Below are 25,972 nucleotides of genomic sequence, written 5' to 3'. Positions count from 1 at the left end.
GGGGCGACAAGGTGAACGTGCTGGCGGAGATCGTGGCCGGAGTTCGCACGGACCTGCCTGTTCGGATGGCCGAGGTGAGCCCGGCGGTCCTGCGCCGCCGCGCCGAGGCCCGTGGCCCCCGGATGACGCCGGACGCCGTGGGGGCCGCGTTGCGCGGCACCCACGGCGTCCGGCTGATCGCCGAGGTCAAACGGGTCAGCCCGGCCATGGGCAGGCTGGCGGCGATCGAGCGGCCGGAGGCGCTCGCCGCCGAATACGTCGCGGGCGGGGCGGCCGCGATCAGCGTGCTGACCGAACCGAGGCACTTCGGCGGCTCGCTGGACGACCTGCGCGCCGTCCGTGATTCGGTCAGTGTTCCCTTGCTGCGCAAGGATTTCATCGTCGATCCGTACCAGCTGGCCGAATCCGCCGCCGCCGGCGCCGACCTGGTGCTGCTGATCGTCGCGGCGTTGAGCGGGCGGCAACTCGACGGACTGCTGAAGGAGGCGGCCGAGTACGGGCTGGCCGTATTGGTGGAGACACACACCGAACAGGAGGTCGCGACAGCGGTGGCCGCCGGTGCCCGGATCATCGGGGTGAACGCCCGGAATCTGACGACGCTGCAGGTCGATCGTGACACTTTTCCCCGGCTGGCGGCCGGGATACCCGCCGACGTCGTCACGGTCGCCGAGTCCGGCGTACGAGGGCCGGCCGACGTCGGCTCGTACGCCGGAGCCGGTGCCGACGCGGTGCTCGTCGGCTCGGCTCTCGTCATCGACGACCGTCCGGCCGACGCGGTCGCGGCGATGCTGGCGGCGGGACGGAGGGAGGAGGTGGAATGACCGAAGGCTATTCGGCCAGCTTGCCCGTCACCCTGACCCACTGGCCGAGCAGGGCCCCGGCGTCACCACTGTCGACGGCGCTAGCGGCCTTCTCGAAGCACACACCCAACCGCTCCGTGATCGGCGCGGTGCCGGGCGCGGTCGCGGCGAGTCCCGCGGCGGCGGAAAGGAGGACCGCGTCACGGACCGGACCTGTTGCGCCGTCGAGGAAATCCAGGGTGATCTCGGCGTTGCGCGCCGGCCCTCCCCCACGCAACCGGTCCGGTGACACCAGCGGGATACCGAGGTCGCGCGGGTCGAAGGTCTCCTGCCGTACGGTTCCGTCGTACACGGTCCACACCTGGGAGGTCGTGGTGACCGTCAGCTCGTCGAGCCCGTCGTCCCCGCGGAAGACCAGGGCGGAGCGTCCTCGACGGGACAGGACCTCGGCGACGATCGGCGCCATCCGGGCTTCGGCCACACCGATGGCGGACGCGGCCGGCGCGGCGGGATTCGTCAACGGGCCCAGTACGTTGAAGACCGTCGGAACGCCGAGTTGCCGGCGTACCTGGGAAGCATGGCGCATCGCGGGATGGAACACCGGGGCGAAGCAGAATGCGATACCCACCTCGGAAAGTACCTGGCGCACCGTCGCCGCCGGAAGGTCGATGACGACGCCGAGCGCTTCGAGCAGATCGGCGGAACCACACTGCGAGGACGCCGACCTGTTGCCGTGCTTGACGATCCGCGCTCCCGCCGCCGCGGCGACGATCGCCGACATGGTGGAGATGTTCACCGTGCCCGCCTGGTCGCCACCGGTGCCGACGATGTCCAGCAAGGGCCCGTCCACCGCGATCCGGACCGCATGCGCGTCCATCGCTCGCACCAGGCCGTCGAGTTCCTGGGCGGTCTCCCCTTTGGACCGCAGGCCGATCAGGAGGCCGCTCAGCCTGGCCTCGCCCGCCGCGCCGCGCATGACCTCTCCCAGCGCCCACTCCGTGTCCTCTGCGGTGAGGTCATACCCCTGGGTGAGCGCCGAAAGTATTTCCGCCCACCGCTTCCGATCCGTCTCGATCGTGGTCTCCCCGCCCGCCATCGTTCCTCCTCCGCTCGGATGCCGGGTTCAGCGTTCCAGGCGGCGGAGGTGCCGGCCTAGACCATTCGACACCGCTTGAAGCGGACCATTTCCGTCGTGGGGGAAGAATGTTGCCGATCACCATCGACCGTGATTCGCCGTTGTCCTTGACCGCGCAGGTCGAATCGGCGATCCGTGAGCGGATCACGGACAGCACGTTGCACCAAGGGGTGCGGCTACCGTCGAGCCGTACTCTCGCCGCGGATCTCGGGGTCTCACGCGGTGTCGTGGTCCAGGCCTACGAACAGCTGATCGCCGAGGGATATCTCAGAGCCACGCAGGGATCGGGCACCCAGGTGGCGACGCATCTGCCTCGTCTCGGCACGGCTGGGGCGAGACGGCCGTCCGAGCTCGTGGACGTACGGTTCGACCTTCGGGTCGACGCGACGAGTACGGCGTTCTTCCCCGAGCGTGAATGGCTGCACGCCTACCGGCACATGGCTCGATCGATCGGGGGCACCGGTCCGCGACGGCACCCGCTCGGTGTCGCGGAACTGCGTACCGAACTCGCCGCGTACCTCGGCCGTTCGCGAGGGGTACTGACCGGTGCTTCCGAGGTCGTCGTCGCCGCGGACTTCGCGCATGTCTTCGAAGGCCTGTGCCACGCCCTGCACGACCTCGGTGCCGGACACATCGCCGTGGAGAACCCCGGTACGCCGTGGCTGGCCGGGATCGCGGAACGCGCGGGCCTGCGAGTGACCGGAGTGCCGGTGGACCGCGAGGGCATCGACGTCGAGGCGCTCGCTCGATCCGGAGCCCGGGCGGTGCTGATCACGCCGGTCTCACAGGTACCGACCGGCGTCATGCTCTCGGCGAGCCGCCGGAAGGAGCTCCTGCGCTGGGCCGACCAAGTGGACGGCTGGGTGGTCGAACACGACCGGGACGGTGACCTGTGGTTCGGCGCCGGCAGTGGTCCGCTCGCCCTGCAACGGCATCGGACACACCGGGTGATCTACGCCGGGTCGACGCGTGGCCTGCTCGGTCCCGGCCTGCGGCTCGGCTGGTCGGTGGTACCCGGCGTGGTCGCCAAGCGGCTCAGCCAGGCGCAGCTGGGGGCCCCGGACGCGCTGACCCAGCTGGCGTTCGCCCACTTCGTCTCGTCGGGTCTGCTCGACCAGCACATCCGGCAGATCCGCGGCACCTGCAGGGCGAGGCGCGCGGCCTTGGGAGACGCCATCGAGGAACACCTGCCGGGCGCTCGGATGACCGGTGTGCCGGCGGGCACCCACGCGTACGTCGCGTTGCCCGCCGGAATCGACGACGGACGGGTGTCCGCCGAGGCCAGGCGGCGATCGGCTCTCGTCCAGCCGGTCCGGTACTTCCAGCTCGACCGCCGTCCCGCCTCGTCCGGGTTGGTGCTCGGTTATGGCGCTGTGCGGCGCGGGCGGCTCGCGGACTCCGTCAAGTTGCTCGCGAGCGTGATGGACGAGGTCAGCGGTCTGCTCGCGTCGTGACAGCGGCCAAGAAGTTCGCCATCATTCTCGTGCCGTCGACGGTGGCGACACTCTCCGGGTGGAACTGCACGCCTTCGATGGGCAGTTCCCGGTGCCGCATTCCCATCACGTAGCCGTCGTCGAGGGACCGTGCCGTGCGGACGAGATCGCCGGGCAACGGCTCGGCGACGACTATCGAGTGATACCGGGTGACCTCGTGCCGCTCGGGCAAGCCCGTGTACACACCTCGGCCGTCGTGCTCGATCACGCTCGTGCGTCCGTGCATGAGGTTGTCCGCGAGCCGGACCGCTCCACCGAAGGCCAAGGCGATGGCCTGGTGTCCCAGGCACACACCGAGCAGTGGCACTTCGCCCGCGAACCGCCGGACCAGATCCACGTGGCCGGAGTCGGCGGGATGACCGGGTCCCGGGCCGAGCACGACCGCGTCCGGCCGCGTCGCCGCCAGCTCCTCCGGTGTGCGCGTGCCGGATCGCACGACCGCGGTGTCCGCACCGAGCTGTCGCAGATACTGGTCGATGATGTGGACGAAGCTGTCGAAGACATCCACCACGAGCACCTTCACGCCGGCTCCTCCCCGGTGAGCGCCCAGTAGGTGGCCCCCATCTTGGCCAAGGTCTCGTCCCATTCCCGCTCCGGTTCGGACAGCGCCACCACGCCCGCGCAACTCTGCGTGGAGTACCGGTGGTCACCCGGCGATGGCTCGTGGTGCGTGATCGTCCGGATGCACAACGCCAGCTCGGCCCAGCCCCGAAGGTCGACGAGACCGACGGCACCCGCGTACACGCCGCGGCGCTCGACCTCGATCTCGTCGATGATCTCCATCGCGCGCAGCTTCGGTGCCCCGGTCATCGTCCCGGCCGGGAAAGTGGCGCACAGTACGTCCCAGACGTCATGCCCACCCGCCATCGTGCCCGTCACCGTGGACACCAGATGGAACACGTGGGAGAAGGCCTCGACCGCCATCAGGTCGTCCACCGAGAGGGTGCCCGGACGGCACACCCGGCCCACGTCGTTACGGCAGAGGTCGACCAGCATGACGTGCTCGGCCTGTTCCTTGGTGCTGGCCACCAGTTCCTTGATACGGCGCTCGTTGTCCGACCCGGCGGGGTCACGGCGTGTGGTGCCCGCGATCGGCCGCATGGTGATCCTGGCGTCGTCGTCGACCCGGAAGAGCACCTCCGGGCTCGCTCCGACGAGCGTCCTGCCCGACTGGGTGATGAGATACATGTAGGGCGAAGGATTTCGATGCCTCAAGCGGCGGTACACGTCTTCCGGTGTCAGGTCGCTGTGCACGTCGATCCGGTGACCTACCTGGATCTGGTAAATGTCCCCGACGCGGATGTGCTCGAGACAGCGCTCGACCCAGCCGAGGAAGGTGTCCTTTTCGACGGAATCGCGCACTGACCGCGGCTTGGTCGCTTCCGGCATCGGACCATCGGCACCGGGGATGTTCCGCAGGACATCCTGGGGCGAGGACTCCGGGAGGTCGGGCCCGGTGGCCACGTGCAAGACCGGCGGTACGTCCTCGCGGTCGAACCACACGGTGTGCTGGAACAGGGTGAGAGTCAGGTCCGGAACGTCGGGTCCGCCCCTGCGTGGCGGCAACTCCTCCATCAACGCGGCGGCGTCGTAGCCGACGGTGGTGAGAAACCCGAAGGCGAACCCCGGCACCTCCGTCCGTACCCGGAACGAGCCGGTGACCTCGCGCAGGGTCTCCCAGACATTCGCCGCCGGCCGGCCGCAGAGAACCCGGACCAGATCCGCCACCCGGCCGTCGCCCCGGACGGTCACCTCGTCGCCGAGCACGGAGATCTCGACGAGCCTGCCGAACCCCACCACGGTTCCCGTACTCCGGCTGGAGTCGAGATTGCCCGGATGCAGGTCTTCCAGTAGGTAGACGTCTTCCGCACCGAACCGACGGCACAGTTCGTTCCTCACCGCCAGCGCGGACGCGGTGGTTCGCACGGTGATCGCGTCGACGGCGACGTCCACGAATTGCGTCCTCACGCTATCGCACCTCCCTGATTCAGCCGCTGGAAAAGACAACCAAGCCGGGAGCGCCCGCGCCCAGACCACTTCGACTCCGCTCGACCGGACCACTCGGCGAATTCGTTGCGCACAAGCGCGAAATCGTGGTGGTCTGCCTTTCGTGACGAATTCCGAAGTACTCGTCCCTTGGCGGGACGCGACCGCGGCGCACCAACCGGAATGGCCGGATCGCGCCGCCCTGCGCGAGGTGCTCGCCAGGTTGTCGGCCGCGCCCGGGCTGGTCACCCCACGCGCGTGCGACGACCTGCGGCACCGCCTCGCGGAGGTGGCCTCCGGCCGGGCCTTCGCGCTGCAGGGCGGCGACTGCGCGGAGACCTTCGACGGTGCGACACCGAGGGCGATCCAGGCCAAGACCAAGACCCTGCTGCAGATGGCCGTCGTGCTGACCCACGCGGCCGCGATGCCGATCGTCAAGATCGGCCGGATGGCCGGGCAGTACGCGAAGCCGCGGTCGAGCTCCACCGAGACTCGCGACGGCCTCGCCCTGCCGGTGTACCGGGGCGACGCGGTGAACGGCTACCCCTTCGACGCCGCGGCGCGGCGACCGGATCCGGCCCGGCTGTGGCGGATGTACGAGGCATCACGATCCACATTGGACATCGTGGACGGCTACGCGCGGAACGGATACGCGAGCCTCGATCAGCTGCATCGATGGAACCGGGACTTCGTGGCGAACTCGCCGTCGGGTGCCCGGTACGAGGAGGTGGCCTACGAAATCGATCGCGCGTTACGGTTCATGCGCGCCTGCGGCGCCCAGCCCGAAGAACTGCGCTCGGCCGAGATCTTCGCCAGCCACGAGGGCCTGCTGCTGGACTACGAGGACACGCTCACCCGCACCGATCACAGCACTGGGCGCGACTACGCCACCAGTGGTCATATGTTGTGGATCGGCGAACGCACCCGCGCGTTGGACGGCGCCCACGTCGCCTACTTCAGAAGCATCGCCAACCCCATCGGGGTCAAGCTCGGTCCGACGACGACCCCCGCCGAAGTGCGATCCTATGTGGACATTCTCGACCCGGACCGCGAGCCGGGCAGGCTGACCTTCATCACCAGGATGGGCGCGCGGCAGATCCGTGATCGGCTCCCCACCCTGATCCGGGCCGCCCAAGCCGTCGGCGGAGTGTCCGTCTGAATCTGTGACCCGATGCATGGCAACACCTTCACGGCCTCGAGCGGCCACAAGACGCGGTTGTTCGCCGACGTCGTCGACGAGGTGCGCGGCTTCTTCGAGGTCCACCGCGCACTCGGTACGCATCCCGGTGGCGTCCACGTGGAGTTCACCGGAGAGGACGTGACCGAGTGTGTCGGTGGCAGTAACGAAGTCCTGGTCGACCACCTGCACCACCGCTACGAGTCCACGTGCGATCCCAGGCTCAACCGCAGCCAGTCGCTCGACCTCGCGTTCGATATCGCCGAGCTGCTGTGAACGGGCGGGCGACCCACCTGCGCGACTCCCTTGCCCATCGCCTCGGCCCACAGCCAAGATCACGAACTCGCCCGTTCGGAGGACAAGCGACCCCGATTCATGATTACTTGTGCACGCAAGTGTTCCGAGAGAACCGGGGCTACACAAGTGAAGAAGAAGATCGCGGCGACCGCCGCCGTCCTGGGCGCGCTGGCGTCGACGATCGCGTTCGCGCAGCCTGCCGGCGCGGGTGTCGATCCGAGGTACTACTACGAGTCCAGCTGGTCCACAGAGGGCGACTGCCGGATCAACGGCCACTCCGGCCAGCAGGCCGGCCGCTGGTCGGCCTACTTCTGCTCCGCGTCGACCTGGACGTGGGATCTCTACATCAAGAGGTAAGGCACGACGCGGGCTCCGGTGGTGCGGGTCCGCACCACCGGAGCCGGGCGGTCAGATCACTGTCACGGTCGCGTCCACCGGCGGCTGCTGATCCGCGGGCAAGGAGCACTACCAGTAGGTGAGCGGCCTGCCGAAGCGATGAAGGCCGAGGGTGCCGGTGCCTGGAGTCGAGAACGTGACCTGCTGTGTGCCCTCGACGCTGAAATGCCCACCGTTCGGGATCGTGGCCGGGTTCTTCAGTGAGTCGATCTTGACCTCGCCGGTGCCCGCCCCTCCCTGTCTCAGGAAGCCGACCAACCAGGCCGACGCCGCCGACAGCTCCGAATTCGGCCATGGCTCGACGCCGTCGACCTTGACGAAAACGGCAGCCTCCACGTTCCTTTTCACGGTGGCGGGCGCGGTGATGGTCACGTGCACGGTCTGGCTGGCAAGCCTCGGATGACAGCTCCAGGTCTGGGTGACGGTGTCGGCTGCGGCCGAATCCGCCGGGACGCTCCGCCGAACGCGGTCGCCAGCTCGATGGCGACGGTCGCGATTGTTCGACGAAACACAGGAAACCCGCTTTCGGTGGGTAAGTGAGCGATCACCGTCCCGCACCCGAGCGGAGCGTCTTCCTTCCTGCTATCGGACACGGGGTGTCGTCACCCGTATCGGTGATTCTCACCGACTCACCATTCGTGGCGTGTGGATCACCGGTTCGTGTCACGCGCCCGCCCACTTGCCGTAGCGGAGGCTTAGCTTCCACATTGGCCCGCCTCGAGCTCGCTACGCACAGTGTCATCGCCCGCGAAGCCCACCCCTGGCGCAAAACACGAAAGACTTACGTGTTTATCGTAGGAAGATTCACGACCCGCCGACGGCCCGGGAAATCGTTTTTTGACAGCGTGCCAACGTGGTGAAAATCTTCGATCGCTCCTCGCGAGAGCACAACCGAACACGAAATCCGATACAAGGAGCCCCTCAATGCAGATGTTCACCCAGCACGTGCACCACGGCCACGACCTGATCTCGGGTCTGCTCGCGCACCTGGCCCACGTGCTCGGATGGCTGGTCTGACGCTCTAAGCACAGGGTTTGACGGGGGCCAATCTGTTGGCGCGGGTCGGCCCCTCGTGTTTGCGACCCGGTAAAGGGACACGACCGTGTCCCTTTACCGGGTTCCGGTTTTTCACCACCGAATAGGAAAGTGCGTCAATTCTCAAGGGTTCCGGGCGGACGCGGGCCGGACCCCCAGTAACCGGCCCGCGCCCGAGTTCCGCGCCACCCGACCATGGTGCGACCGGGACCGGTCCCCGCGCATGGGTGCCTGGACCCCATATTCCGCTGAAGACTCTCTCGCCCGTCACTCTCCGGACATCTTCGTGCGTGCGCTGAATGTGGGGGTGCGGCACCCATGTGCGGGCGACCCCGGGCTGAAACCATGACTTCCGTGACGCCCCGACCATCCGCGCCGTCCCTGCCGCCGAGGTGGTGGGTACCCGGCCAGACCCCGCGCGAACGGACAGCGGACAAGCCCACCTGGGCGGACTTCGCCGAACACGCGGTCACCGCGCTTCTGCCGGAGCGTCCCCCAGCCGGTGACTGGCGTGTCGACTTCGCCGGGGTCTTCAGGCCGCTCGTCCACGCCGCTTCCCGTGACGCGGTCCCGGACGATCTCCCTGGCGCCGACGTCGAAGCCCTCCGCCGGGGTTTCGCGGCTCAACTCGACCAGCATCTGCTGAAGCTCGCGGTCCGGACACTGGTCCTCGAACTCCACCGCGACCGCAAGGCCGGACACCTCCGGGGTGAGACGCCCGAAGAGCGCTTCTCGGATTTCGTGCGACGGCAAGCCACTCCGGCCGGGCTCGTCCGGTTGTTCGGCGAATACCCGGTGCTGGCCCGGCTCGTCGCCCAGGCGTGCCTCCACGCCGTCGAGGCCCACGCCGAAACGCTGGCCCGGTTCTCGGCCGACGCCGCCTTGCTGCCCTGCTCGGTCGTCGACGGCGAACTCGGCGCGCTCGTCGAAGTCGCGGGCGGGATCGGCGACTCGCACGCCCGCGGCCGTTCGGTCAAACTGCTCCGGTTCTCCAGCGGCGCCAAGGTGATCTACAAACCCCGGCCGCTGATCCTGCACGAGCGGTTCACCGACGTCGTCACGCTGCTGAACAAACGGCTGCCCGGACTCGAACTGCGGACCGCGGACGCGCTACCGCGTGCGGGCTACGGCTGGCTCCGGTTCGTCGAGCACCGGCCGTGCGCCGATATCGGTGACGTCGACCGTTTCTACCGGCGGCAAGGCATCCTCCTGGCGCTCCTGTACTCGCTCGACGCCACCGACGTCCACTACGAGAACATCATCGCCTGCGGCGACCAGCCGGTGCTGATCGACATCGAGACCCTCTTCCAGCCATCGCCGCCCGATCCGCCGGAGGGCGACCCCGCGGCGGCGATGCTGGCACGCTCGGTCCAGCGCACGCTGCTGCTCCCACAGCTCTTCGCGGGCGAACACGGGGCGGTCGACATCTCCGGCCTCGCCGGCCGCGGTGGCAAGCTGCCCACCGACCGCGTCGACTGGGCCGATCCGGGCACCGACCGCATGCGACTGGTGCGGGTGCCCGGCGAACTCTCGGGCGGGAACAACCTGCCGCGTCTCGACGGCCGCGACGTCACGCCCGCCGAGCACAGTGCCGCGCTGCTGGCCGGATTCCGGCTCGGTTACGACGCGATCTCCAGCGCGCGGGACGAGCTCGCCGAGCATCTCCGGCGCTGCGCCGAGGATCCCATCCGGGTGCTCATCCGGCCGACGAACTTCTACTTCCGATTACTGGACGAGACCACCCATCCCGATCTGCTTCGCGACGCCGCCGACCGCGACCGCGCGTTCGACCTGCTCGAAGAGGATTCCGCCGACGAGGAGAAGCTGCTCCGCCTGGTGCCCCACGAGCGGGACGATCTCTGGGCGGGCGACGTGCCGATGTTCACCTCGAACCCCGGCTCGACGTCGCTGGTGGATTCACGCGCCGAGAACGTCGAAGGCGTGGTCGAACGGCCGTCGCTGGACACCGTGCTGGCCAAGCTCGCCGACATGGACCCGCTCGACCAGCGCGACCAGGAATGGCTGATCTCGGCCACCCTCGCCATCAGCACGGCGACCGTCGGCCATCTCGGCGGCGAGACCGCGGAAACGGCGGCGCCGAACCAGGCGCCCGACGCGGAACGGCTGCTGGTCACCGCGTGCGGCATCGCCGACCAGATCGTCGCCAACGCCTTCTCCGACGAACACCGGTCCAACTGGCTCGGGATCGAACTCGTCGACGACCGGTACTGGACCGTGCTGCCGATGGGCGCCGGGCTCGGCGAGGGCTACTGCGGTGTCGCGTTGTTCCTCGCTCAGCTCGCCGAACTGACCGGGATCGCGCGATACCGCGACCTGGCCGCGTACGCGATCAGCCCGCTCCCCGGCCTCTTCGCCACGCTCCGCGCCGACCGGGAGCTGGCCGCCACAGCCGGATGTGGTGGCCTTCTCGGCCTCGGCGGCGTCGCGTACACGATCGCCCGGCTCAGCACCCTGGTCGGCCTTCCCGCGGGCGATCTCATCGAGCAGGCCGTCGACCTGATGCCCGACGCCACCCCGGAAACACCGTCCGGGTTCACGACAGGACTGGCCGGCGGTGTCGCGTCGATGCGGTCGGTGTATGTCCAAACAGGACTGGACACGGCGCTGACGCGGGCCGACCGCTACGCCGGAGAGCTGCTCGGCCGTGAACGTCCGCGAGAGAAGTCGTTCGCCCGCGGTTCGGCCGGGATCGACTGGGTGTTGCGGGCGCACGATCGTTCCGGCGAAGAACCACCCGGAAGGGCGGACGATCGGGCGGAAAGCACCGGCGGCTGGTGCGGAGGTCTCGCGGGTGACGCGCTCGGGCTCGCCGCTCACCTAGCCGATCCCGGGCACGCCAGGGACCTCGACCGGACGATCAAACGGCTGGCCGACGGGGCGCCGCTGAAGGATCTCAGCCTCTGCCACGGCGAGTCCGGAGTGCTGGACGTGTTGTGCGTGCTGGCGGAGAACGGGCACACTGGCGCCGCCGCCGCGGTACGCCGCCGGACCGGTCATCTGCTCGCCGCCATCGACCAGCGCGGTGCCCGCTGCGGGACACCCGGCGCGGTGCCCTCGCCAGGGCTGCTGAGCGGTCTGGCGGGAATCGGTTACGGCCTGCTGCGGCTGGGATTCGGTGACCGGGTCCCCTCCGCGCTCCTGCTCCGCCCAGACCGGCCGCATCCCGCGGCCAGCGTAGTTCCGCCGGTAAATCGAGTATGAGGAGAAAACCGCATGTACGACAGAGAACTGCCCGCCACCGAAGACGTCCTCGGCGCCGTGAACCTGCCGCGCGCCCTCGAGGTCGGCTCGCGCAACCACGCGCTGGCGGGCGGCAAGCCGCGGCTGAGCGCCAACCCGCTCGCCACCCTGTCCACGGACCCCGGTTCGCCGTCCGTCGTCAGCGTCTTCACCGGCGGCTGGATCTGAGACAGGCTCACGGAGGCGGGTTCGCGCCGCCCGCCTCCGTGATCATTTCGCGCCGGTGACGGGGGAATCCGCTCGCTATAGTCACGGCGGTGGGTATCCGTTCGTCGCGGGTGATCGGCCGCGACGCCGAACTGGCCGAGCTCTCCGGAGCTCTCGATCGCGCCATCGCGGGTCGCGGCGGCGCGATCTTCCTCGTGGGTGAAGGCGGGATCGGCAAGTCCCGGCTCGCGATCGAAGCCGCCGCACGAGCGGTCTCCGCCGAAATCCCGGTGCTGCAAGGACGGGCCGGTTCGATCGGCCCGCTCGTCCCGTTCCGTCCGCTGGCCCAGGCGCTGTGGTCGCATTTCCGCGGCGGAGGCCCGCCGTCGGCGGCCGAACTGGACCCGTTCGTCCCCGTGCTCGCCCAGCTCATCCCCGACTGGGGCCGGGGCGACCGGCCGCGGGAGTCGGGCTCCCTGCTGGTGCTCGCCGAAGCGGTGTTCCGGCTGCTGGCCGTCACCAGCCGCGACCGCGGCGCCCTCCTGGTCCTCGACGATCTCCAGGACGCCGACGCGGAGACGCTGTTCATTCTCGAATACCTCGTCGACAACCTGTCCTCGGCGCACGTCCTCTTCGTGGGAACGCTCCGCAACGAACCCTCCGACGCACTGCGCCTGGCGACCTCCGGGGCGCAACGGATGAGCTGCGCCGTCGTCGAATTGGGCAGGCTCGGCCTCGCCGACACCCGCGCCCTCGCCGCCGCCTGCCTCGAGACCGAGCCGGAGCGGCTTCCGTCGGCCGCGGCGGACCTGTTGTGGCGCAACAGCGCCGGCCTTCCGTTCATCGTCGAGGAACTGCTCCACGGCATGGTGAACGACGGACTGCTGGTCGAGGGCCCCGACGGCTGGCGAGTCATCGGCGAACTCCGCGCCCGCGTTCCCGCCGCGCTGGTCACCAGTATCGGCGTCCGGATGGAGCAACTCGGCGAGCAGGCGGGCGAACTACTGTCGGTCGCGGCGATCATCGGCCGCCGCTTCCCGCTGACGGTGGTCCAGACGGTCACCGGCACCAACGACCGGACTCTGCACAACCACCTGAGCGCCGCGGTCTCGGCGAACCTGGTGACCACCGACGGGACGACACCCGGCTGGTACGCCTTCCGTCATCCGCTCACCGCCGAAGCGTTGCTGGCACGCCAGTCACCGGCACGGAAGGCGGCTCTCGCCCGTCAGGCCGCCGACGCCGTCGAAAAGCTCTACCCGGGGCTGCCGGGTGACCTGTGCGCGCTCGTCGCGTCGCTCCGGCTGACCGCGCTGGACGAACAGGCGGCCGGACGCCTGTTCGCCGAAACCGGCCGCCGCGCCCTCGACGCGGGCGCCGCCGACTCCGCGGTCACGATGCTCACCAAGGCCGTCGACCTGCTCGCCGGGGCCGACGCGGGTGATCGGGCCGAAGTGCTGGAGACGCTGGTGCACGCGCTCGGGCAGACCGGTCAGTTCGACCGCGCCGTCGAGCTGTCCGCCGGATTCGGCGAGATCGGCACCCTCGAACGGGCCGCGAAGTTGCATACCCAGCTCGCCTGGGCGGCCTACATCGCCGGGCGGCACGACGAATGCCTCGCCCAGATCGAACGCGCCCGCGCTCCCCTCGGTTCGGCGATCTCGCCTGCTCAGCGAGCCGCGCTCGACGCCGTCGAAGCGAACCTCTGGCTGGACGTTCCCGGGCGGGCGGACACGGCGGAACGGCTCGCGCGCCAGGCCTGGAAGGTGGCCGAGGCGACCGAGCAGCCGTTCGTCGTGTGCCAGGCACTGCAGGTGCTCGGCATGCTCGCGCTGTCGCGGGACCTCACCGAATCCGAGCACTACATGCAGCTCGCACGGCGGACCGCCGAGGACAACCATCTCCACCATCTGCGCACCCAGGCGCTGGTCCGCCTTGGCGGGCATCGCGTGCTGATGAACGGCGACGAGCAGACCCTGCTGCTCGCCCGCGCGGACGCCCAGCGCACCGGGTCGATCACGCTGCACTGCGCGGTCGATTCCGTGCGCACCATGCACGCGATCCTGCGCTGCGAATTCGGCACCGCGCACGCGCTGCTGGCGGAGAACCTCGCCGTGCTCGGCAGGCTCCGGTTGACCGCGCTGTTGCAATACGCCCATATGACGAGAGCGATGTCCGCCGGGCACCGGGCGGACCGCCCGGCGATGGAGCAGGCGCTCGACGACTTCCGGGAGAGCGGCGGCGAGAACGCGCAGGAGATGGTGCTCAGCATCGGGCTCGCGCGGGTCTTCTGTTCACTGCTCGAAGAGGACTTCGACCGGGCTCGCCGCGAACTCGGCCAGGTCGTCGAGCTGGAGGACCGGCGGCCGAGCCGGTTCCACCTCGCCGGCAGGCACGGGCTCCGGACGCTGGTCGAGACCCTCCACGGCGCCCCCTGCCCGGAGGACGGCTCCGCCGTGAGCGGGATGCGGTGGAACCGGCAGTTCGTCGAATTCGCGCACGCGGTCGAGCACGGCAGACGAGGCGACGCGGTGGCGGCAGGGCAGGCGGTGGCCTCCGCGCTGGAGACGTCGGCGCCCTATCCCCTCGCCCGGCATCTCGGGCTCCGGCTGATCGCCGAACCGGCCGCCGCCGACGGCTGGGGTGATCCGGCCGGCTGGCTCAAGGAGGCCGAAGAGTACTTCCATCGCAGGGAGATCCCGGCGGTCGCGGCCGCGTGCCGGACCCTCCTGCGCAAACTCGGCGCCCCCGTCCGGCAGCGCCGCTCCGGGGTCGACCGCGTCCCCGTGGACCTGCGAGCGTCCGGCGTCACCGTGCGCGAATACGAGGTCCTGGTGCTGCTCGCCGAGCGGATGGGCAACAAGGACATCGGCGCCCGCCTGCACATCTCGCCGCGCACGGTCGAGAAACACGTCGCGAGCCTGCTCGCCAAGACCGGGCTCGCCGACCGTGCGGCACTCGCCGAACGCGCCGCCGGACCGCGACCTGGCATGCTGTGATCCATGAGCGACCTCATCGTGTACGGCGCCGGCTGGTGCCCCGACGTCAAACGCAGCCGTGCCCTCCTGGACTCGAAGGGCATCGAGTACGACTACGTCGACGTCGAGGCGGATTCCGGCGCGGAGGAGACCGTGCGGGCGCTGCAGAACGGTGAACGGCGGATCCCGACGATCGTCTGGCCGGACGGCACCCACCTGGTCGAGCCGAGCGACGACGAGCTCACCGCCCACCTGAACCGGTGACCCTGCCGGACGTCCCGCTCGGCACGAGGGTCGTCGTGCGGTACCGGATCGAGGGCGGGTTCACCGACGCGCTCGGCTACCTCCGTTCCCGTGACGACACGGAATGCACGGTGGAGACCAAACGCGGGCTCGCCACCATCCGGCTGGCCGACATCGTGCTGGCGAAGACGGTCCCGCCCCCACCACCGCCGCGCCCTCGCCCGGCCTGATCACCCGTTTTCGCCCCGGCGCCACCGGGTAAGCCAAGGAATCCCCAGCAGGAGGTTCCCTTGGCTGCCACAGCGAAAGACCCGGACGGTCCCACCGAGTTGTCCCGACGATCGTGGTGGGCCGTGCTCAAGCGGACATTCGTCCAGTTCAACCGCGACAACATGCTGGACTGGGCGGCGGCGCTCACCTACTACGGCGTGCTCTCGCTCTTCCCCGGTCTGCTCGTGCTGACCGCGATCCTCGGCCTGATGGGTCCGTCGGCCACCCAGGCACTGGTCGAGAACGTCGGCCGGATCGCACCCGGCCAGGGCCGGGACATCCTGATCGGCGCCATCGAAGAGCTGTCCAAGACCGGCGGGCTGGCCGGAACCGCGGCGATCATCGGCTCCGCGGGCGCGTTGTGGTCCGCATCCGGCTACATCGGCGCGTTCATGCGTGCGTCCAACGTCATCTACTCGATGCCCGAAGGCCGCCCGATCTGGAAGACCGTGCCGTTGCGGATCGGACTCACCATCGCCGTGCTGATCGTGCTCGCCCTGTGTGCCGCCGGGGTGGTGGCGACCGGCGGAATCGCCCGCCACCTCGGCGACCTGATCGGTCTCGGCTCGACCGGCGTCCTCGTCTGGGACATCGTGAAATGGCCGGTGATCGCGCTGCTGGCGGGGCTCGCGTTCGCGATGCTCTACTGGGTGAGCCCCAACGTGCGGCAGCCGAAATTCCGGTGGCTGACGCCGGGCGGCCTCGTGGCCGTGCTGCTCTGGGCCGCGGCCACCGCCGGGTTCGCCTTCTACGTCAGCAACTTCGGGTCTTACAACAAGGTCTACGGCTCGCTCGCCGGCGTCATCGTGTTCCTGATCTGGCTGTGGATCTCGAACATCGCGGTCCTCCTCGGCGCCGAACTGGACGCCGAACTCGCGCGCGGCAAAGAGCAGGCCTCCGGATACCTCGCCGACGACGAGCCCTTCCTCCCGCCGCGTGACACCGCGGCGATGGACGACGACGAAGCGGCCGCGGTCGCCGAAGCCGAAACCAAGAACGCCGACTGACACACGAACTGGAAATCCTCGACTGGCCCGAAGGAGCAGAGCCGCCAAAGAAACGCCTTTGGCAGACTGTCCGCAAGGGACACTTTTCGAGGAGTCGTGAGTGGCAAAGAGGGTTAGAACGAGCATTGCCACTCACGACCCCCTCGTAAAGCACCCATATCGGATATCGCCAATCCCCGAACAGTCCCCTGTGGACAGTCAAGGAAGCGCCCGCGTCCCTGTGGCAAGGCCGTCTCCCACACAGGTGAAGGGCTCCTCCCCACAGCCGCGGGGAGGAGCCCTTCACCTCGGAGCGCTAGCTCTTGCTCGACTTGGTGGCCTTCTTCTTGGCGTCCTTGACCTTGCCCTTGACCGTCCCGACCGCGTCCTGCAGCGGCGCGTAGGTGCCGTAAAGCGCGGGGTCGGGCTTCGGAGCGGTGCCCGGCCCGCCGAGCGGCTCGGGCTCCATCAGGTACTCGATGCCGTCTTCGCCGAAGCTCCAGCCACCCTTCGAACCGTCCGGCCCGTCGGACAGATGCCAGATGGTGTTGTTGTGCTCCTGGTTCTCCTCGTCGAACAACGCCGTCGGCGCGATGTCGCTTTCCAGGCCGTCGGCCTTGAGTTCCTCGATCGCGGCGAGCCACTGCTTCTGGTGCACCGTGTCCCGCGCGAGGTTGAACTGCAGCATCGCCTTCACACCGGGGTCGTCGGTCATGTTGTACAACCGGGCCGTCTGCAAGCGGCCCTGCGCCTCCGCCGCGGCGTTCGCCCGGAAATCGGCCAGCAGATTGCCCGAGGCCACGACGTAGCGGCCGTTCCAGGGGTAGCCCTGGCTGTCACTCGGCGTGGCGCCGCCACCGGAGATGATCGCCTGCTGCGGGTCCATCCCGCCGAGGATGGCCGCGGTGGCCGGATCCTTCGCGGCTTCGGCCACCATGGTGGCGGGCGCGCCTTCGAGCAGCCTGGCGACCATCGTCGCGAGCATTTCCACGTGACCGATCTCCTCGGTCGCCGTATCCATGATCAGATCCTTGTACTTACCCTCGATCCGGCAATTCCAGCCCTGGAACAGGTACTGCATGGTGACGGTCATTTCACCGTAGGCGCCACCGATGAGCTCCTGCAGCTTACGGGCGTACAAAGCGTCCGGTTTTTCCGGTTTGGCCTCGAATTGGAGCGATTTGGTATGACGGAACACAGAAAACCTCCAGAGAATTGAGGGGAGAACGGGTCAGCGCGAGTCGGCGATCGGCGCCTTGGAACCGGAGAGCGGAATGAGCCCGAGTGCGATCATCCCGACAGCGAGCCCGAGGTGCAGCCAGTTGTCGGCGGTGTTGACCGGCACGAAATTCGCCGCCGACCCGTGGTCGATCAGCAGCCCGTACAGCCAGAGCACGAGGTAGATCACCCCGCCTCCGACGAGGAACGCCTTCGCGCCGCTCACCGTCCGGGCCAGCAGAATGCCCGCGACGCCGAACGCCAGGTGGACGATGTTGTGCAGGATCGACACCTGGAACACGCCGAGCAGCAACGCACCGGACTCGTGCCCGGCACCGCTCAGCTGGTCGTAGTTCGTGGTGACGCCGGGGATGAAGCCGAGAATGCCGACGAGCAGGAAGACCGCGCCCACGCCGAGGGCGATGAGCTGGCGCGGAGCCCGCCGAACCGTGGCCGGCGATGCAGTCATGATTTCCTCCGATCCAGGTGGAACAGGACTGTCGGACGCCCGATGGGCGAACAGCACGCGAGTACCCGGGGGAAAGCCCGTCACACCGGGAAACGGGGGTTTTCGATTCCGTGCGAATTCCCGTGTAACCCGGCCTGTCCGGGGTAGCCCCTGCGGAGCACACACGTCATCAGGAGGGTGGAAATCGTGGCCGAGGACGACACATCGCAGGCCGGGCCCGCCGGCAGGCTTTTCCGCGCCGGATTTCACGCCCTGGCGGCACTTCGCGGCGCCCGGGCCTTCCACCCGAACGGTCTACTGCTCAACGGTGAACTTCAGGCTTTACGGCGTGATGAGCTCGCCCTGCCGGAGGAACCGGTCGCCGTCACCGTGCGGATGTCCAAGGGCGCCGGTCTCCCGGGACGCGTGCCTGACGCGCTGGGGCTGGCGGTGCGGATCCCCGCCGTCGGAGGCCATCCGTGGGATCTCACGTTGACCACTTCGGGCACCGGCCTCGTCGGCCGCGTGCTGCCGAGGCCTGCTCGCGCCTGGACCACCGGCCGCTACAGCACGTTGCTGCCCTACCGCACGAAGGGCGAACTGGTCTGGCTGTCGGCCCGCGCGGAGACGTCACGGCACGCCGAAGCCTCGCTGGACGGATTGAGGCGGCTGGTCGCTGAAGGGCCGGTGACCTTCCTCTTCGAGACCGTCCGCGCGAACGGGCATCGGAACCCCTGCGCGAGGCTGACCCTCGACGACGTCGACGACGACTCCCCTCGTCCCGCCATCGATCCCATGCTCAACCCACCGCCCGGCTGGGAGCCACGGCCGGGCTGGATCAGCGGACTACGTGAGCGCGCCTACGAGGGCAGCCGGGCAGGCCGGTGATTCACCCCGCGAGCGGCTTGTCCAGCACGGCCTTCACATGGCTGAAGTTGTCGATCGAGTAGCGCCCGTGGTAACGGCCCATCCCGCTCTCCCCCACCCCGCCGAACGGCAGTTCCGGCGCCGCGAGGTGGATGATCGCGGCACCGAACACCAGCCCGCCCGACGACGTCTCCGTCTCGATCCGGCGCTTCGTCTCCTCCGATTCGGTGAAGGCGTACAACGCCAGTGGCTTGTCGCGCTCGTTGACGAACGCCAGCGCCGCGTCGACGTCGGGGACGTCGATGATCGGCAGGATCGGGCCGAAGATCTCGTCCCGCATCACCGGGGCGTCCGGTGAGACGCCGGTGAGCACGGTGGGCGCGATGTACTTCTCGTCGCGGTCGGCCTGCCCGCCGACGACGACCGTTCCGTCGCCCAGCAAGGCGGCGAGCCGGTCGTGATGGCGGGTCGAGATGATCCGGCCGTAGGAGTCGCTGGTGGCCGGGTCCTCGCCGAACATCGCGCGGATCGTTTCGGCAAGGTGCTCAGCCAGCTTCGGGCCGGTGTCACCGATCGCGAGGACGTAGTCGGGCGCGACGCAGGTCTGGCCCGCGTTGGCGAACTTGCCGTACGCGAGCCGCTGCGCGGTCACCGCGAGATCGGCTCCAGGCTCGACGATCGCCGGGCTCTTCCCACCCAGTTCCAGCGTGACCGGCGTGAGATGCTTCGCCGCCGCGGCCATGACGATCCGGCCCACCGTGCCGTTCCCGGTGTAGAAGATGGTGTCGAACTTCTGCTCCAGCAGCGCCGTCGTCTCGGGGATCGCCCCCTCGACGACCCGGACACCCTCGACGTAGGCCGGCAGATGCTCCGCGATCGCCGCCGAGGTGTTCGGGGACAGTTCGCTCGGCTTCACGACCGCGCAGTTCCCCGCCGCCAACGCCCCGACGAGCGGCGCGAGGACCAGCTGCAACGGGTAGTTCCACGGCCCGATGATCAGCGCGACCCCGAGCGGCTCGCGTACGACGCGGCCTTCGCCCGGCCGCAGCGGGTTCGGGAGACCGGCGGGCTCCGGGGTCAGCCAGGCGTCGAGGTTCTCCAGCGTATGGTCGATCTCGTTGCGCACGAGCGCGATCTCCGCCCGTTTCGCCTCGACGGCGTTCTTGCGCAGATCGGCGTAGAGCGCCTCGACGAAGACGTCGGCCTGCTCGGACAGGAGCCTCTTGAGGCCTGCGAGCTGCGTCCGCCGCCACTCCACCGGCTTCGTGACGCCGGATCGAAAGAGGTCGCGCAGTTCTTCGACGACGGCTTGGGCATCCGTGCTGATCATGGTTCTGAGCCTAACCTCGGGCGCTTGTCGCCGCTCGGTATAGGGCGTTATACAGAAGAGAAACGTGAAGGACCCCTTCACTGCGCTAGACGCAGTGAAGGGGTCCTTCACGTACTTCAGGGGACGGACACTACGGGTAGCTCACCAGGTTGCTCGGCCGCGTGTCCGGTGGCGTCACCGCCCCGGCGTCGTTGATCACGTGCGTGATGGTCCCCTTGTAGTTCAACGAAACCGTCACCATGTTGTGGAACCGGACGCCGGAGCGATTCGGCACCTCGAACGCGTGATACAGGTTCACCGACGGGTTGTCGTTGAAGAAGCAGTAGCTGCCCAGGCCCCACGCCTCATGGGAGGTCACGTTGTCCCCCACCTTGTACGCGGCGTATCCGTTGAGCCCGTTGGGACTCTTCCAGCCGGCCTGATCCGGGACGTCGTACGGGATCTCGTTCTGGAAGAAGATCGTCCTGCCGTTCTGGCCGTTCCAGATCACCTGGTACTTCTGGTAGTGCTCGACGAACAGGCCGGTGGCCAGCACGTTGTCGCCGTTGACGACCACGCCGGTGTCACCGGTGTTGATCGTCCAGCCGTAGGTGCCCGCGTTGCCGTGGTCGGCCCGCCAGGCCCAGATGTGGTCGATGATCGTGTCACGGCTGTTGACGATCAGGCTGTTCGTCGCCTTCCCGGCGATCTGGCCGCCGATCCGGAAGAACACGTCCTGCAGGGTGGTCGGGTTCGCGGAGTGGTTCGCCGTCGAGCCCGCCTGCCCGACCGTGAGCAGCGACTGCGAGTTGGTCGTCCCGGCGTCGAACAGGAGGCCCTTGATCCGGACGCCGTCCACGTCGGCGACCTTCATCGCGTCGACACCGTTGTCCGGCACCAGCGTCGGATAGCCGACGCCGAGGACGACGGTGTTCGCCTTCGTCACGTTGAGCGTCTGGTTCAGGTGGTAGACGCCCGGCGTGAAGAACAGGTTGCAGCCCTGGGAGAGCGCGGTGTTGATCGACGCCGCCGTGTCCCCCGCCTTCACCACGTAGAACTGGCTCATCGGCAGCGAGCTGCCCGGGGTGCCGCCGTTGGCCCAGCTCGGCCCGGAAGCGTTGGTGCGCAAGGAAGGCAGGAACACGCGGTATTTGCCGGAGCCGTCGAGGTACAGATACGGGACGTCACGGGACACCGGCGTGGTGCCGAGCGTCGTCTCCGGCGGGTTCGGGAAGGTGTTGGCGGGCGCGCCACTCGTCCCCGAGAAGACCATGTTCCAGACCCCGCCGTCCCAGCTGCCGTAGCTGCTGTCCCGGGTGTACCACTGCTGCTGCGAGATCGACGCGGTCTGCCCGGACACCTTGCTGTCGGCGGTGTAGCCACCGCTGGCGAACCCGTAGCTGGCCGGGTAGAGCTGGAGCCCGCCACGGATGTCCATCCGCCGGAACGGGGCGGCCTGCGCGACGGCCCAGCGGGTCGATCCGCTGCTCGGGACGACGGCCAGGTTCTCCGCCGAGCGCCAGAAGTTCTGCAGCGCCACCCCCTTGTCCGACTCGTTGAACGCGTCGACGGTCACGTCGCCGTTGATCACGACGTCGCCCGGGTTCTGCCCGAGCCCCGCGACCGAGGTGTAGTAGCCGACGTTGTCGTGGATGCCGTTGTACACGCCGGGTTTGAACAGGTGCGCGTACCGGCGCTCGGTGAACTGCGCGGTCAGGGTGTCCTTCTGCGCGTTGAAGTCCGCGTCGAGCCTGGCCTGGATCGACGACGCCGACATGCCGGGGTCGAAGATCCGCACGTTCGGGCCGAAGTCCGGGACCTCGGCCTGTGCCGGGCACGTGGCCTGCGTCGATCCGATCGTGTAGCTCGCCGACGCCACCGGGGAGTTCGCCGAACCGGACTTGAGCGCGATCGCGGAGATCGTCGAGGTGGCGGAGACCGTGATCGGTCCGGTGTACACAGTGGACGACGCGGTCGGCGTGGAACCGTCCACTGTGTACCGGATGGTCGCACCGGCCGTCGCGCTCGACAACGTCACCGAGCGGGCGCTCGGATAGCTACCGCCCGGTGGATCGAACGTCGGCGAGGCGACGGTCGTGCCGCTGCCGCCGTGGGTGTACGTGAAGTGCGGGGTGTCGTACTGCGGCCCGCTCTTCTCGTAGGTGAACCAGTAGTCGAGCACCGTGCCCGCCGACAGCGCACCGACGGTGTGCCGCCACGTGCCGCCGTTTTCGGTCATCCGGACGTTCTGCTGCCCCACCCCCGGGACGCCGGTGTAGTGGATGTCGACGTACCGCGCCGGCGTCGACGGCGTGAAGGAGAACTGCGCCTGACTCGTGTTCAAGGAGGCGGCGCTCTGGCTGTAGTCGGCGGCCGCGGCGGTGGCACCGCCCAGCCCACTCGCGATCAGGAGCGCGGAAAGGCCGGCGGCGAGCACGCCGCGAACCCCTTTCCGTCGTGGGGACCGCACAAGGATCCGGTTCACGTCGTGACACCTCCGGCGTTGGAAATCCACGGGCGAAGCAATTCGTTGCGCGCCACAACAAAGTAGCCGTCCGTGCGATATGTCCAGATTACGCTTCGGTAACAGTGGTGGTCCAAACCACTGGATCGGCCGGACAGTGCAAGACGATACGGCCGTTCGGCGGCCACTGAGGGTGCGATCGGGCGCCGGTCAGCGGTCGGGGACGACGTAGAGCGTCGACGCTTCCCCGCCGTGCATGGCGCTCAGACTGGTCCGGCAGGCCAGGAGGACCTCGCGGTTCGCGACGGTGTCCGGCGGGACACCGCAACCGTCGCAGAAGAGCTCGACCGAGCCCGGGAAGGTCTCGTCGACCCGGACTTCGACCGTGCGATCGCAGCGGCGGCACCAGCGGTGCCCGCTGACGACCAGGACGTGCATCGGATCGGAGATGCACTGATGCACCCAGCCGCGGTGGACGTAACACGTCGTCCGGACGTGCGCGCTCAGGCCGTGTTCCTCGGCCACGTCCTCCGCGGCGAGGATCGCGGCGAGCCGCCGGTCGGGGATCTCGCTGTACCGGTCCCGGCGCCGAGCCGGCGGGGCCGAGTCCGCCGCCGCGAGCAGTCTGAGATGAGCCCTCGAGGGTGGCTGAGTCCGTAGCACCATGTGGGTCTCGACCTTTCGGCGTCCACCGGAAGTCTTATCAGCTCGTTTCCGATTTCGCCGGAGTGACACCCGTCCGGGGGACAAGGACCTGAGAAAGGTTCGTTTGTACGGCCCTTGTATTCACGCTGCCCATGCTGCACGGACAACCGAATCCGTTCAGGAGGCAGGAATTGTTGACCAAGGTAGCCGTGCTCGCGACAGCGACCGCGCTCTCCCTCGGCGTGGCCGCCGCACCGGCCGGCGCCGAAGTGACCGCGTTGCCCGCGGCCAGCATGGAAGCGGTGCTCAAGGCCGCGCAGATCGACCCGCGCCGGGCCGACAGCGCGCTGACCCCCGGCGCCAAGGACAGCGTGGTGCTGGTGGAGCAGGCGCTGGCCGACAAGGGACTGCTCGCCCAGCAGTACGTCGACGGCCATTTCGGGACGTCGACCATCACGGCGTACTCCAGCTACCAGAAGTCGCTGGGGTACACCGGGATCGACGCCTCCGGCCTGCCGGGCAAGACGTCGCTCGAGAAGCTGGGCGAGGGCCGGTACACCGTCACCGCGGTGGTTTCGGCGGGTAGCCGCCTGACCTACCACGGCAAGACGATGAACACGCGCACCAAGGCGATGCTGGTGAAGGCCGAAGGTCTGCTCGGCAGGCAGCTCACCATCACGCAGGGCTCGTACAACCCCGGCGGCGTCGGCGCTTCGGCCGGGACGCACGACGGTGGCGGCGCGCTCGACATCGGCGTCGAGGGCATGTCCTCGACCACGCGGACCGACGTCGCCCGGAAGCTGCGTCAGGTGGGCTTCGCGGCTTGGGTCCGGACCCCGGCGCAGGGTTTCGCCTACCACATCCACGCCATCGCGCTCTCCGATCCGGACCTGTCGTCCGGTGCGCAGCACCAGGCCGGTGACTACTACCTCGGCTACAACGGCCTCGCCGGCCGCGGTTCCGACGACGGCCCCGTCGTCACGCCGAAGCTGACCTGGGAGGAATACCAGCGGTCCTGACCCCGCTGACCGAAGGCCACCTTCGCCGATGTCGATCGTCGCGAAGGTGGCCTTCGGGCTGTCCGGGAACCCCCGGGTAGGCTTCGGCGCGACGGCAAAACCAGCGGGAAGGGAACATCGCGTGGAGGCTCAACCGGTCGGTCAGTGGCTCGACGAGCTGGCATCGAAGGCCTCGACGCCCGGTGGTGGCGCGGGTGCCGCGATGAACGCCGCGGTCGGTGCCGCCCTGGTCTCCATGGTGTGCAACCTGACCATCGGCAAGCCGAAGTACGCCGAGCACGAGGCCACCATGACCGAGGCGCTGGCCAAGGCCGAAGACCTCCGTGCGCGCGCGCTCGGCCTCGCCGCCGACGACGCCGCCGCGTTCGACGCCGTGGTCGCCGCGTACAAGCTCCCCAAGGCGACCGACGAGGAGAAGCAGGCGCGCACCGCCGCGATCCAGGCCGCGCTGGTCGGCGCCGCCGAGGTCCCGCTGCGCACGGCCGCCCTCGCCGCCGAGGTCATCGACGTCGCCGCCTCGATCCTCGAAGGCGCCAACACCAACGTGATCTCCGACATCGCGGTCGCGGCTTCGTCCGCCAAGTCCGCGCTCGAATCCGGTGTGGTCAACGTCGAGGTGAACCTCGCGTCCATGGCGGACGAGCAGCTCCGCAAGGAGACCGAGGCCCGCCTCACCGAGTACACCCCCGCCGCCGGGCGCGCCGACGCCCTCATCGCCCAGGTTCGCGAAAGGCTCGCCCGATGACCCTGATCGACGGGCGCGCGATCGCCGCCGCCATCACCGCCGAGGTCACCGAGACCGCCGCCAAGCTCCGCGAATCGGGCACCGCCCCGACACTCGCCGTTCTCGTGCCGACCGACGACGACGCCACCGCCTGGTATGTCCGCTCGATCGAGCGCGCCGCGAAGAAGGTCGGCGTCGACTGCCGCGTGGTCCAGCTCGAGAAGCCGACCGGCGAGGACGTCACCCGCGAACTCGACAAGCTCTCCGCGGACCCGTCGGTCCACGGCATCATCTGCCAGACCCCGTTGCCGGAAGGGGTCACGCTCGACGACGTCGGCGCGCACATCGACCCGCGTAAGGACGTCGACGGCGCGAACCCGGTCAGCCTCGGTCGTCTCACCGCGGGCCTCCCGACCTACGCGCCCGCCACCGCCGCCGCGGTGCTGGAGATCCTGAAGCGCGAGCAGGTCGCCCTGTCCGGCGCCCAGGTCGCCGTCGTGGGCCGCTCGACCATCGTCGGCAAACCCGCCGCGCTGCTGCTGCTCGGCGAGCACGCGACGGTGACCGTCTGCCACTCCCGCACCAAGGACCTCGCGGCGGTCACCAAGAACGCGGACGTCCTGGTCGTGGCCGTCGGCCGCGCGCACTTCATCGGCGCGGACCACGTCAAGCCGGGCGCCGTGGTGATCGACGTCGGCACGAACCCGACTCCCGAAGGCGGCCTCGTCGGCGACGTCGACCAGGCCGCGGTCGAGGAGATCGCCGGTTCGATCACGCCGGTCCCCGGTGGCGTCGGCCCGGTCACGACTTCGCTGCTGCTGCGGCACACGGTCACCGCCGCGCAGTCCTGATCCACCGGAGGCGGCGAGTCCACTGAGGACTCGCCGCCTTTCGCTCGCCAGGGCGAGGTGGCGTTGCGAAAGCCACTTTCGCAACCTTCAATGTTGCGAAAGTGGCTTTCGCAACGTCGGCGTGGGCGCTGGCCCGTGATCGGGCACCGCACTCGCGTGATCAGAGACGTATCTCGCGTGCTTGGAGGCGTATCTCGCGTGATCAGACGCCGCACACGAAGTT

General features: G+C 69.0%; 22 protein-coding genes and 1 pseudogene. 14 read left to right on the top strand and 9 right to left on the bottom strand.

Annotated elements, in window-relative coordinates; genetic code table 11:
* Positions 1 to 11 precede the first annotated feature (11 nt).
* The gene (gene trpC, locus NQK81_RS00200) at positions 12 to 821 is read left to right on the top strand and encodes an indole-3-glycerol phosphate synthase TrpC (RefSeq protein ID WP_257486457.1); all 810 of its coding nucleotides are present in this window, start codon (positions 12 to 14) and stop codon (positions 819 to 821) included.
* A gap of 7 nt (positions 822 to 828) precedes the next feature.
* On the opposite strand, the gene trpD is transcribed toward trpC, so the two are convergent.
* A complete protein-coding gene (gene trpD / locus NQK81_RS00195; RefSeq protein WP_257486456.1) occupies positions 829 to 1,896 on the bottom strand; it encodes an anthranilate phosphoribosyltransferase in 1,068 nt (355 codons plus the stop codon).
* Between the two features lie 107 nt (positions 1,897 to 2,003).
* Here trpD and NQK81_RS00190 point away from each other — a divergent pair, with 107 nt between their 5' ends.
* The gene (locus NQK81_RS00190) at positions 2,004 to 3,389 is read left to right on the top strand and encodes an aminotransferase-like domain-containing protein (protein WP_257486455.1); all 1,386 of its coding nucleotides are present in this window, start codon (positions 2,004 to 2,006) and stop codon (positions 3,387 to 3,389) included.
* On the opposite strand, the gene NQK81_RS00185 is transcribed toward NQK81_RS00190, so the two are convergent.
* Together NQK81_RS00185 and NQK81_RS00180 are read right to left on the bottom strand one after the other, a co-directional pair.
* Complete coding sequence (locus tag NQK81_RS00185; RefSeq protein WP_257486454.1) at positions 3,367 to 3,951, bottom strand: anthranilate synthase component II; 585 nt, start codon at positions 3,949 to 3,951, stop codon at positions 3,367 to 3,369. The two genes, NQK81_RS00190 and NQK81_RS00185, sit on opposite strands and share 23 nt — an antisense overlap.
* Positions 3,948 to 5,396 carry an anthranilate synthase component I family protein gene (locus tag NQK81_RS00180; RefSeq protein WP_257486453.1) on the bottom strand — a complete coding sequence of 483 codons (1,449 nt, stop codon included), beginning with the start codon at positions 5,394 to 5,396 and terminating at the stop codon, positions 3,948 to 3,950. The genes NQK81_RS00185 and NQK81_RS00180 overlap by 4 nt, the downstream gene beginning before the upstream one ends.
* On the opposite strand from NQK81_RS00180, the pseudogene NQK81_RS00175 reads away from it, so the two are divergent.
* A pseudogene (locus NQK81_RS00175) lies at positions 5,344 to 6,867 on the top strand (class II 3-deoxy-7-phosphoheptulonate synthase). The gene NQK81_RS00180 and the pseudogene NQK81_RS00175 overlap by 53 nt on opposite strands.
* Positions 6,868 to 7,014: 147 nt before the next feature.
* Entirely contained in the window at positions 7,015 to 7,245 is a 231-nt protein-coding gene (locus NQK81_RS00170; protein WP_126733130.1) for a hypothetical protein, read from the top strand.
* A gap of 108 nt (positions 7,246 to 7,353) precedes the next feature.
* On the opposite strand, the gene NQK81_RS00165 is transcribed toward NQK81_RS00170, so the two are convergent.
* Positions 7,354 to 7,656 carry a hypothetical protein gene (locus NQK81_RS00165; RefSeq protein ID WP_257486452.1) on the bottom strand — a complete coding sequence of 101 codons (303 nt, stop codon included), beginning with the start codon at positions 7,654 to 7,656 and terminating at the stop codon, positions 7,354 to 7,356.
* A gap of 1,008 nt (positions 7,657 to 8,664) precedes the next feature.
* Here NQK81_RS00165 and NQK81_RS00160 point away from each other — a divergent pair.
* The 6 genes from NQK81_RS00160 (at position 8,665) to NQK81_RS00135 (ending at position 16,225) form a co-directional block, all read left to right on the top strand.
* Complete coding sequence (locus tag NQK81_RS00160; RefSeq protein WP_257486451.1) at positions 8,665 to 11,541, top strand: type 2 lanthipeptide synthetase LanM family protein; 2,877 nt, start codon at positions 8,665 to 8,667, stop codon at positions 11,539 to 11,541.
* A 12-nt stretch (positions 11,542 to 11,553) separates the two neighbouring features.
* Positions 11,554 to 11,748, top strand: a complete 195-nt coding sequence (locus tag NQK81_RS00155; RefSeq protein ID WP_192742314.1) for a hypothetical protein — start codon at positions 11,554 to 11,556, stop codon at positions 11,746 to 11,748.
* Between the two features lie 89 nt (positions 11,749 to 11,837).
* Positions 11,838 to 14,726, top strand: coding sequence for a helix-turn-helix transcriptional regulator (locus NQK81_RS00150; protein WP_257486450.1), 2,889 nt, complete (start codon positions 11,838 to 11,840; stop codon positions 14,724 to 14,726).
* Between the two features lie 3 nt (positions 14,727 to 14,729).
* A complete protein-coding gene (locus tag NQK81_RS00145; protein ID WP_126733136.1) occupies positions 14,730 to 14,969 on the top strand; it encodes a glutaredoxin family protein in 240 nt (79 codons plus the stop codon).
* A complete protein-coding gene (locus tag NQK81_RS00140) occupies positions 14,966 to 15,178 on the top strand; it encodes a putative acetyltransferase (RefSeq protein WP_257486449.1) in 213 nt (70 codons plus the stop codon). Before NQK81_RS00145 ends, NQK81_RS00140 begins: the two co-directional genes overlap by 4 nt.
* A gap of 60 nt (positions 15,179 to 15,238) precedes the next feature.
* Positions 15,239 to 16,225, top strand: a complete 987-nt coding sequence (locus NQK81_RS00135; protein WP_257486448.1) for a YihY/virulence factor BrkB family protein — start codon at positions 15,239 to 15,241, stop codon at positions 16,223 to 16,225.
* Between the two features lie 295 nt (positions 16,226 to 16,520).
* Here NQK81_RS00135 and NQK81_RS00130 read toward each other — a convergent pair whose 3' ends face one another.
* Together NQK81_RS00130 and NQK81_RS00125 are read right to left on the bottom strand one after the other, a co-directional pair.
* Positions 16,521 to 17,402: a manganese catalase gene (locus NQK81_RS00130; RefSeq protein ID WP_034318613.1), complete on the bottom strand. Its 882-nt coding sequence runs from the start codon at positions 17,400 to 17,402 to the stop codon at positions 16,521 to 16,523.
* Between the two features lie 33 nt (positions 17,403 to 17,435).
* Positions 17,436 to 17,891 carry a DUF4383 domain-containing protein gene (locus NQK81_RS00125; protein WP_126735138.1) on the bottom strand — a complete coding sequence of 152 codons (456 nt, stop codon included), beginning with the start codon at positions 17,889 to 17,891 and terminating at the stop codon, positions 17,436 to 17,438.
* 186 nt (positions 17,892 to 18,077) lie between these two features.
* Here NQK81_RS00125 and NQK81_RS00120 point away from each other — a divergent pair, with 186 nt between their 5' ends.
* Complete coding sequence (locus NQK81_RS00120; RefSeq protein WP_257486447.1) at positions 18,078 to 18,758, top strand: hypothetical protein; 681 nt, start codon at positions 18,078 to 18,080, stop codon at positions 18,756 to 18,758.
* Position 18,759: 1 nt separating this feature from the next.
* Here NQK81_RS00120 and NQK81_RS00115 read toward each other — a convergent pair whose 3' ends face one another.
* From NQK81_RS00115 to NQK81_RS00105, 3 genes are all read right to left on the bottom strand, one after another.
* Positions 18,760 to 20,067, bottom strand: a complete 1,308-nt coding sequence (locus tag NQK81_RS00115) for an aldehyde dehydrogenase family protein (protein WP_257486446.1) — start codon at positions 20,065 to 20,067, stop codon at positions 18,760 to 18,762.
* 130 nt (positions 20,068 to 20,197) lie between these two features.
* Positions 20,198 to 22,531 carry a chitobiase/beta-hexosaminidase C-terminal domain-containing protein gene (locus tag NQK81_RS00110; RefSeq protein ID WP_257486445.1) on the bottom strand — a complete coding sequence of 778 codons (2,334 nt, stop codon included), beginning with the start codon at positions 22,529 to 22,531 and terminating at the stop codon, positions 20,198 to 20,200.
* A gap of 189 nt (positions 22,532 to 22,720) precedes the next feature.
* Positions 22,721 to 23,176: a hypothetical protein gene (locus NQK81_RS00105; protein WP_257486444.1), complete on the bottom strand. Its 456-nt coding sequence runs from the start codon at positions 23,174 to 23,176 to the stop codon at positions 22,721 to 22,723.
* Positions 23,177 to 23,346: 170 nt separating this feature from the next.
* On the opposite strand from NQK81_RS00105, the gene NQK81_RS00100 reads away from it, so the two are divergent.
* The 3 genes from NQK81_RS00100 to NQK81_RS00090 all read left to right on the top strand — a co-directional run bounded on the left by NQK81_RS00100 (position 23,347) and on the right by NQK81_RS00090 (position 25,749).
* Complete coding sequence (locus tag NQK81_RS00100) at positions 23,347 to 24,174, top strand: peptidoglycan-binding protein (RefSeq protein WP_126735133.1); 828 nt, start codon at positions 23,347 to 23,349, stop codon at positions 24,172 to 24,174.
* 121 nt (positions 24,175 to 24,295) lie between these two features.
* Complete coding sequence (locus NQK81_RS00095; protein WP_126735132.1) at positions 24,296 to 24,919, top strand: cyclodeaminase/cyclohydrolase family protein; 624 nt, start codon at positions 24,296 to 24,298, stop codon at positions 24,917 to 24,919.
* Positions 24,916 to 25,749 carry a bifunctional 5,10-methylenetetrahydrofolate dehydrogenase/5,10-methenyltetrahydrofolate cyclohydrolase gene (locus tag NQK81_RS00090; protein ID WP_257486443.1) on the top strand — a complete coding sequence of 278 codons (834 nt, stop codon included), beginning with the start codon at positions 24,916 to 24,918 and terminating at the stop codon, positions 25,747 to 25,749. The genes NQK81_RS00095 and NQK81_RS00090 overlap by 4 nt, the downstream gene beginning before the upstream one ends.
* Positions 25,750 to 25,972: the final 223 nt, after the last annotated feature.

Source organism: Amycolatopsis roodepoortensis, from assembly GCF_024628825.1.
Taxonomy (GTDB): Bacteria; Actinomycetota; Actinomycetes; order Mycobacteriales; family Pseudonocardiaceae; genus Amycolatopsis; species Amycolatopsis roodepoortensis.
Note: the sequence above shows the minus strand (reverse complement) of the source record. Positions and strands in the feature narration are given on the sequence as shown.

Excerpts from the sequence above, each read along its gene's own strand:
- trpD (WP_257486456.1), bottom strand. The coding sequence starts at position 1,896 with ATGGCGGGCGGGGAGACCACGATCGAGACGGATCGGAAGCGGTGGGCG.
- NQK81_RS00190 (WP_257486455.1), top strand. The coding sequence starts at position 2,004 with ATGTTGCCGATCACCATCGACCGTGATTCGCCGTTGTCCTTGACCGCG.
- NQK81_RS00160 (WP_257486451.1), top strand. The coding sequence starts at position 8,665 with ATGACTTCCGTGACGCCCCGACCATCCGCGCCGTCCCTGCCGCCGAGG.
- NQK81_RS00155 (WP_192742314.1), top strand. The coding sequence starts at position 11,554 with ATGTACGACAGAGAACTGCCCGCCACCGAAGACGTCCTCGGCGCCGTG.
- NQK81_RS00145 (WP_126733136.1), top strand. The coding sequence starts at position 14,730 with ATGAGCGACCTCATCGTGTACGGCGCCGGCTGGTGCCCCGACGTCAAA.
- NQK81_RS00125 (WP_126735138.1), bottom strand. The coding sequence starts at position 17,891 with ATGACTGCATCGCCGGCCACGGTTCGGCGGGCTCCGCGCCAGCTCATC.
- NQK81_RS00115 (WP_257486446.1), bottom strand. The coding sequence starts at position 20,067 with ATGATCAGCACGGATGCCCAAGCCGTCGTCGAAGAACTGCGCGACCTC.
- NQK81_RS00105 (WP_257486444.1), bottom strand. The coding sequence starts at position 23,176 with ATGGTGCTACGGACTCAGCCACCCTCGAGGGCTCATCTCAGACTGCTC.
- NQK81_RS00090 (WP_257486443.1), top strand. The coding sequence starts at position 24,916 with ATGACCCTGATCGACGGGCGCGCGATCGCCGCCGCCATCACCGCCGAG.